Origin of the sequence: Vibrio sp. J2-4 (assembly GCF_021728155.1) — a bacterium.
Classification (GTDB): Bacteria; Pseudomonadota; Gammaproteobacteria; order Enterobacterales; family Vibrionaceae; genus Vibrio; species Vibrio diabolicus.
On record NZ_JAKKCN010000012.1, the window covers coordinates 46,360 to 54,395 of the forward strand.

Annotated in this window: 5 protein-coding genes, 1 tRNA gene and 1 rRNA gene; 4 read left to right on the forward strand and 3 right to left on the reverse strand. The window is 45.9% G+C overall.

Annotation, left to right across the window (positions count from 1 at the left end; translation table 11 throughout):
• Positions 1 to 67: 67 nt before the first annotated feature.
• On the reverse strand, positions 68 to 2,596 hold the full coding sequence (locus L3V32_RS23890; protein ID WP_005393844.1) for a class I adenylate cyclase: 2,529 nt from the start codon (positions 2,594 to 2,596) through the stop codon (positions 68 to 70).
• A gap of 346 nt (positions 2,597 to 2,942) precedes the next feature.
• On the opposite strand from L3V32_RS23890, the gene hemC reads away from it, so the two are divergent.
• The 4 genes from hemC to L3V32_RS23910 are packed head-to-tail and all read left to right on the forward strand — an operon-like array spanning position 2,943 to position 7,022.
• Entirely contained in the window at positions 2,943 to 3,881 is a 939-nt protein-coding gene (hemC, locus tag L3V32_RS23895) for a hydroxymethylbilane synthase (RefSeq protein ID WP_005393847.1), read from the forward strand.
• Positions 3,882 to 3,883: 2 nt separating this feature from the next.
• Positions 3,884 to 4,612, forward strand: coding sequence for a uroporphyrinogen-III synthase (locus tag L3V32_RS23900; RefSeq protein WP_237285407.1), 729 nt, complete (start codon positions 3,884 to 3,886; stop codon positions 4,610 to 4,612).
• A gap of 17 nt (positions 4,613 to 4,629) precedes the next feature.
• A complete protein-coding gene (locus L3V32_RS23905; RefSeq protein WP_237285409.1) occupies positions 4,630 to 5,841 on the forward strand; it encodes a uroporphyrinogen-III C-methyltransferase in 1,212 nt (403 codons plus the stop codon).
• A complete protein-coding gene (locus L3V32_RS23910; protein WP_237285411.1) occupies positions 5,841 to 7,022 on the forward strand; it encodes a heme biosynthesis protein HemY in 1,182 nt (393 codons plus the stop codon). Before L3V32_RS23905 ends, L3V32_RS23910 begins: the two co-directional genes overlap by 1 nt.
• 732 nt (positions 7,023 to 7,754) lie before the next feature.
• On the opposite strand, the gene L3V32_RS23915 is transcribed toward L3V32_RS23910, so the two are convergent.
• Together L3V32_RS23915 and rrf are read right to left on the reverse strand one after the other, a co-directional pair.
• Positions 7,755 to 7,845 (reverse strand) — tRNA-Ser (locus L3V32_RS23915).
• Positions 7,846 to 7,914: 69 nt separating this feature from the next.
• A 5S ribosomal RNA gene (gene rrf, locus L3V32_RS23920) occupies positions 7,915 to 8,031 on the reverse strand.
• Positions 8,032 to 8,036 lie beyond the last annotated feature (5 nt).

An 8,036-nucleotide genomic window follows, 5' to 3' on the forward strand; every position in this document is an offset into this window, starting at 1 on the left:
CTGGTCAATCGTCACCAAAACAAAAAGAGCACTTCGGTGCTCTTTTTGTTTTTTGATACGGGTTTAATTACGCGTTTACCGCTTTAGTGGGACGATGCGGTGAGCACCCATCATTGCGATAAGGGATGATATAAGCATTGCCCTCTTCAGGATGGATAATCTGGTAGTACTGCGGCAGGTTAAAGTTGATAAATTTCGACGCAACACGACTGTCGTCTTTTACTGATGTGTAAAAGCTGTTCACGGACGAAATCATCTCGTCTTTGGAGCCACTGAATTGGTGATACACTTCAACTTGGTTTGACTCATCCAACACATAAATATTGAAGCCATCTTCATTATCTTCAAAGAAGAACTGCACCAGACCTTCACTGGCAAAACCATCCACCGCTTCTGGCATTTGATACTCTTGCTCACGATCGAGCATTAATAGCGGCGAGCCTTTAAGTTTGTTAGTAGAAATACTACGATAGAAATCAATGGAGTTTTCTAACTTCTGCACCGACACGCCACGACGTTCAAAGAACAGCCCGTAAGTTTGGTTACCGAGGCGCATCGCTTTAAAGCGGCGACGTTTTTCTTGCTCTACTGGCTTCAAGCGTAAGTCGATACATTCCGCTAAAAGCTGGTAGACCATATTACGCATAACACCACGCATGTTCTTCGCATAACAGAACACATCCACCGATTCTGGTGGCAACGCGTCTTGGTGCATTTTGCCCAGAATAGTTTTCAGTGCGTCCAGCATCGCCGTTTCCCCTTTGAAATGCAGCGTACGCACTTCATGCCAGGAGTTACGGTAAACCAAGTCGACACTGCCGACTAAGTTTTTATGTTCCGGACCAAAACTGAAGATATCGGTATTTTTCACATCCACTTTCAGTGAACGGCCCGAAAGCTCTGACGTAGGATCATTTTCAAAGTTGATGAACATCGCTAGCTGGCTGATCTCACATGGGCTCGCTAATGCCTGCATCGTCGGACGGCGCTTACGCAGCGCAAAGGTATTTCGTAAGTCGCTCACCATTTGGTAGAACTTATCGATATCCAGTTGCGCTTCACGCACCACCGCGTGCAAACGAGTCGACTCGGTGATTAAACCATTAAAGAATGCCCAAGAGACTAACTTGCTCAAGTATTCATGATGTTCTAAGTATGGCTGCCCCAAAATGCGGTGCGCGATCAGAGGTTGTTTATAGAGATACCAACCAGACTTGTTCACACCACCATCTTTCACTTCGATGAAGCTTAAATCCGGTTCATGCAAATCAGGGGAAATCTGTGGGTTGAGCAACGTCACTTTGCCCGGCAATACTTCAAAAGCGGCGTAAAGCTTACGAGCCAAAATACTGATATCTTGCGGGCTGATAGCGGAGGTAATGTCGTTGCGGCGCGCAAATTGAATCAAATTACGGTAGCTCTGCATCAACGCATCCAGCAACGCATGATGCACCACTTTTACCTGTTCAACTTTCCAGTTGCGGCGATCATCAAGCTCAGCAACAACGCTGGCATCCCAATCCCATTTTGCAATCATGTCGCTCAGCGCTTCACGGCGCCAAGCCACTGAACCGACATCTGGTTCACGCGACAACTTTTCATGGGTTTTGAGATAGAAGCAACGGCGCACCAAATCCAAACGAGTGTCGTCTTGGATTCGCTCTAAATAGCGGGTTACTTTTTCCAGCATTAAGTAGTATGCATCCATGCCATAGAGGTCTGGCTCATGGGCAAAGAAACGACGCTTGGTATCGATGCTTAACAGTTGCGTATGCGGGTATTCCCACGAATAAGCTTCAAGCAGAATGGCTTTTAATACCGATTTGTAGGGAGAATCGATACTTTTATATAGCTGCCACAAGTTCGAGCCGAAGTACTCTTCAGCAGGAATGCGGTTCAATTTGCCAAAGTCGATCCATTCACTACAGTCAATGTAACCTTCACTGCACAATTGAGAAACGTACTCGTCGTAACACTCTTCCATTTCTGGCGGCACTATTTGCCATAATAAACGCTGTCCAGCAATACGCACTGCGCTGCGATAGAATTCATCAAGCAAAAGTAAATGCTGAGATGAGCCACAGTTATCACCTGTCATCTCTTCAGAATGGTTGCTTCTAAAGCGTTCTTCATCCATTAAGAAGAAGTTCGCCTCCACCCCTTGGCTTTGTGCCCAGTCGGTGATCAGCAAGCATTTATTGGTCAGTAATTCTCGCTCGTCACAATCCATATCTGGCGAAATACACACCCAAATATCTAAATCACTAGAAGTACTTTGACCAATCGATGAGGTACTGCCCATGGTGTATAAGCCCAAGATAGCCGGTTTCTCTGCCGTCTTAAGTGGCTGACCAATCGCAAGTTGAATGTCATCAATGAATTGCTGCTGAATGCTATTTAGCGCCAGCCCATGCACACCAAACGGGACATCGGCATCGTAATAGCCAGGAATCACAGGGTGGTTGTAGTTCAACAAGGCAGGAATCAAGTGGAAGACTTGCTGGCTTTGCGAATCCATAAGCGCCAGCGCGCGATCAACTCGCTGCTGATTCAAATTATCTAGTCGCTGAATGATTTTTTGGGTGTAAGCCTGCAAGGGGAATTCCTTGGTTGAACAATCACGAAAATCTGCTGACGTTTTAAACCAAAACGGCCTAAAAACGTGATCAATTTAACACTTTTATTGGTGCGGGTAAAGTTTCACGCCCACGCACCACTCAGGATGCAAAACCATACTTTAGTCACAAAATTAATCGCGCGGTAGTGTCGCTCTTATTACCTATTACTAATAATAGTCCTTAGTCTAATTGAGAATCCAGTCACACTATTTTCATAACGTCATGTAATTCCATTCATAGCTCTCAGAGATAACGAACTAACAGTAAGCATTTCTTGATGAGAATGGTAGGATAAACCCAAATCCAAACAGCATTGAGAAGATCATGACACAATCCACACCTATTCGCATTGCAACTCGAAAAAGCCCTCTTGCTTTATGGCAAGCTTACTTTGTCAAAGACGCCCTTCAAGCCGCTCACCCTGGTTTGGAAGTCGAGTTAGTAACCATGGTGACCAAAGGTGACGTGATTTTAGATACACCGCTAGCAAAAGTTGGCGGCAAAGGCTTATTCGTAAAAGAGCTTGAAGTCGCAATGCTAGAAGGCCGTGCAGACCTTGCCGTTCACTCAATGAAGGACGTGCCCGTCGATTTCCCGGAAGGTCTTGGCCTCGTGACCATTTGTGAACGTGAAGACCCTCGTGATGCTTTCGTCTCCAATACCTATAGCAACATTGATGAACTCCCTCAAGGTGCAGTGGTTGGTACTTGCAGTTTGCGCCGTCAATGCCAACTGAAAGAATATCGTCCAGATATCATCATTAAAGAGCTTCGCGGTAATGTGGGCACTCGCCTTGGTAAACTAGATGCGGGTGAATACGATGCGATCATTCTTGCTGCGGCTGGCCTTAAACGATTGAAACTTGAAGAACGCATTCGTAGCTTTATCGAGCCAGAGCAATCATTACCTGCGGTAGGCCAAGGTGCTGTCGGTATTGAGTGCCGCCTTGACGATGAAAGGCTGCTTAAGCTACTTGAGCCACTTAACCACCAAGACACTGTAGACCGCGTTTTGTGTGAGCGCGCAATGAACCTGACGCTAGAAGGCGGCTGTCAGGTACCTATCGGCAGCTATGCCCTGCTAGATGGCGATAACATTTGGCTACGCGCATTAGTTGGCGAACCAGATGGCAGCGAAATTGTTCGTGGTGAAATCCGTGGCCATCGTAAAGACGGCGAAACGTTAGGAGTGCAGTTAGCCAATGAACTACTGGATAACGGCGCTCGTGAAATCCTAACTAAGCTGTACGCAGATCACGAATAATCATGGCAGTGTTGGTCACTCGGCCGGGAGAGCAAGGCAGCGCGCTTTGCTCTCTGCTCGAAAGGCACGGCATTTCCGCATATCACCATCCTCTGATCGACATTGTCGCCGATCTCACGGACACGCACCTCTCTAAACACCTGCATCAAGCTCAAATTGTTATCGCTGTTAGTCGACATGCCGTGCAATGTGCACAGCAAATCATAGCCAGCAACGAGACATCATGGCCGAAACAAGCCATTTACCTTGCCGTTGGTCAAAAAACAGCACACTATTTAAGCAAATGTACCCAACAGAAAGTACACTATCCCCAAGTCAGTGATAGTGAACATTTATTGCGACTGCCAGAGCTCAATAATGTGGCCCAACAACAGGTTCTTATCCTTCGTGGGAACGGTGGAAGAGAGCTGATCAAAGATGCATTGGTGAGACGTGGCGCAAAAGTTCACTATAGTGAGACTTACAAGAGAGAATTCATCCCATTCGATCCAGTAAGCTGTGTCTCACTATGGAAAACCCTACAAATTGACCAGATCATCGTCACCAGTGGTGAGCAACTGGATTATTTGTGCAGCCAATTGACGTCAGAGCAATTGACTTGGCTTAATCAACAAGAGTTGTATATCCCCAGTCAGCGTATCGCTGATATCGCACTTCAAAAGGGGTTCACTCGGGTGAGATGCACGGGAAGCGCATCCAACCAAGAATTACTGGCGGCTCTCCAGCCCTAGCTACACAGGATATAGGCATGACAAGTAAAAATAACGACCAAAAAAATAACGATAAAAACCTTTCCGAAGAAACCTCATCGGCACCGCTAGCCGAAAAAAGCACATCGCAGCAGGATGCGGCCCCTAAAAAAGAACAGCCAAAAGTGGCCGAGCCCCCAAAAACAGCCGAGCCAGCCAAAGTCGAATTTGAAGAAAAACAAGGCAAGCGCGGAGTTAAACTAGGCACAGTCGCTATCATCTTATCGATTATTTTTAGCGGTGGCCTCGCATACAAGCTGCATCAGCAGCAAGCCGATTACCAAGCGCAGATCGCCCAACTAAAAAGTCAGCTAGAAAGCACTCAAGCTTCCATGAAGCAAGAGCTCAGCCGGGTACAAGAAGAAACTATCGAGAAAGCAACGACCGTGACACACAAAGCGGAAGTGGTACTTGGACAGCAACAGAAGAGCATTGAAAGCTTACAGCTTGCCGTTGCCGATGTGAAAGGTCGCCGACCAAACGACTGGCTACTTGCTGAAGCCGATTACCTCGTCAAATTAGCAGGTCGTAAACTGTTCTTAGAGCATGACGTAGAAAGCGCCACTCAACTAATGGAAAGTGCTGATCAACGCATTGCAGCACTGAATGACCCTAGCCTCGTCAAACTACGTAAAGCAATGGCGAACGATATCACCAAACTTCGTACTATCCCGCTGATTGACCGTGATGGATTGGTACTACGCTTAACTGCTCTGCAACAGCAAGTAGACAAGCTACCTCTCGCCAATGCACTACTCCCAGAAGCAGAAGTCGTAGAGAACACTGAAGTGTCTGAAGATATTGCAAACTGGCAAGATAACTTAATGACCTCTCTGAAGGACTTTTCAGAAAACTTCATTACCTTCCGCACGCGCGATGGTAACGTCATTCCACTGCTTTCTCCTGAGCAACACTTTTACCTAAAAGAAAACATCAAAGCCAAATTGGAGACCGCAATAAAAGCGGTGTACCAAGAGCAAGGTGAAATTTACACCACGTCTCTAAAAACGGCCGACAAATGGGCATTAGCTTTCTTCAACCAAGACGATAATTCCGTTAAAGAGTTCAACAAAACTGTTAACCAGTTAAGCCAGCAAAACATTCAAGTGGAATACCCAACGAAACTGCAAAGTCAGTCTCAACTATCAGATGTCATCCGTGAGCGCCTACGTCGCGAAGTCACAACGATGACAGGTATGGAGGATAAGTAATGTTTCGTCTTATTTTCCTATTTGTTGTACTAGGTGCAGGACTATTTGTTGGCACTCAATTTTCTGGTCAGCAAGGCTATGTACTCATCTCCATCGCTGAGAAAACGATCGAGATGAGCGTAACGACATTGGTCGTATTCGTTATCGCAGCACTCGCAGGTCTTTTTCTACTTGAGTACCTAATTAAAAAGCTAGTTTACGCAAGTTCTACAACATGGAACTACTTCAGTGTGCGCAAAATGCGCCATTCCCGCCGATACACCAATGAAGGCATTATTAAACTCCTAGAAGGAGACTGGAAAGGTGCCGAGAAAAAAGTGACTCGTTGGGCGAATCATCACGACATGCCACTACTTTGTTACTTAGTCGCGTCTGAAGCTGCACAAGGTCAAGGTGATAAAGCAAAACGTGAGCACTACCTAGAGCTAGCAAGCCAGCAAGAGAATGCTCATCTCGCAGTAGAGCTGACTCGAGCGAAACAATTTATCCGCGACAACGAGTTCGAGGCTGCTTTCGATACTTTGCAATCGTTAAAAGGTCAGTATGCGAGTAATTCGATTGTATTGAACTTGCTGAAAACAACGTACATGCAGCTAAAATTGTGGCAACCTCTTATTGACCTCTTGCCACAATTAACCAAAGCAAAACTCATCACGGAAGAAGAACATGCAGAGCTGATTCAAAAGGCGCAGTGCGGCTTACTCCATGAAGTAGCGCAACAACAGGGTAGCGAAGGGCTTATCTCTCATTGGAATGGCCTTGCACGCAAAGTAAAACAAGACACACACCTAGTCGCCTGTTTTGCTCGTGAGTTGATAGCCCGGAAAGCAGATGCTGAAGCCTTTACTGTGCTAAAAGAAGCATTGAAAAAACAACCGGCTCCTGAGCTTTATCAACTACTGCCAGATCTAAACCTGCCAGATATCCACCCTGTCGTGGTTTTCTTAGAGGGAGTAGTGAAGAAAGAGCCAGATAACGCCGCAGCGCATAGCGCATTAGCGCACTTCTATTTCCGTCAAGAGAAGTGGCAAGAAGCCCAAGACCACTTTGAGATCGCCTTAAAGCTTCGCTCTGACGTCTCTGATTATGCATTCCTAGCAGATACACTAGAGAAGCAGAATCTAACTAAAGCCGCTCACGAAGTCTCTCGTAAAGCTCTCACGCTCGTCCAGAACGACTAAGTAGCAGTCATCTAACCAAGCCGGCAGTTTACTGTCGGCTTTTTTATTGCCTGTCACTCATCAACACTCCACAAACCTGCAATATCCACTAGAGCTAATGCCCTGCAATCGCCTGAACTTCATTGGGAAGCCCTAGCAAAGCTTCCTTAATTCGTTCCAAGCAGCACTCCATTAAGCCCAATAAAATCCTCTAAAAAATAGCTTGCACACTTTCTTCAAGGCGAACAACCAAATATAAGTTTCTAGGAAGGAGCTCTACTAACAAAATACAGGTAACTTGAAATAGTGCAGGAAGCAAAAATAGGTACATAAGCTCCGATACTCTCCATTCTCTTCAATGAAGAACTTTCTCCTATACAATACTTAGACCGTGTTTATTGTACCAACTAGAGCAAGATAGCGAATAGCTATTAGGTAACACTAAGAGCGCTAACGCACGGAATATAGAGTAAAGGCAAGTCTCTTGTTAACAGAAACACTTCACCCTTAGAGGTAGGAATGCCAATACTCAGACTTGATGGCTCTCGTTAGAAGATAAAGTTATGAACTTCTGTCGCTGCACAACCTGTGGATAGCGAGAACGCGCTTAAAGCAAGGCTTCTCAAGTGACATAGTGCAGGGATACCTAGTCCGGGGATACGATCAGCTAAGGGATTGATTCCAGTCCCTAACGAATTTCTAAGCGTCAGAAACGAAGAAAGCCTCGCTATTTCTAGCGAGGCTTCTGAATAGTGGCGGAGAGATAGGGATTTGAACCCTAGATACGCTATTAACGTATGCCGGTTTTCAAGACCGGTGCTTTCAACCACTCAGCCATCTCTCCACAAATTGTCATCAACAGATTAGTACACTGATGATGTTGTTACTTGTCTATGCAAATAACGATATTTAAGCCTGGCGATGTCCTACTCTCACATGGGGAAGCCCCACACTACCATCGGCGCTATTTCGTTTCACTTCTGAGTTCGGCATGGAAATCAGGTGGGTCCAAAACGCTATGGTCGCCAAGCAAAT

Excerpts from the sequence above, each read along its gene's own strand:
- hemC (WP_005393847.1), top strand. The coding sequence starts at position 2,943 with ATGACACAATCCACACCTATTCGCATTGCAACTCGAAAAAGCCCTCTT.
- L3V32_RS23905 (WP_237285409.1), top strand. The coding sequence starts at position 4,630 with ATGACAAGTAAAAATAACGACCAAAAAAATAACGATAAAAACCTTTCC.
- L3V32_RS23910 (WP_237285411.1), top strand. The coding sequence starts at position 5,841 with ATGTTTCGTCTTATTTTCCTATTTGTTGTACTAGGTGCAGGACTATTT.
- L3V32_RS23900 (WP_237285407.1), top strand. The coding sequence starts at position 3,884 with ATGGCAGTGTTGGTCACTCGGCCGGGAGAGCAAGGCAGCGCGCTTTGC.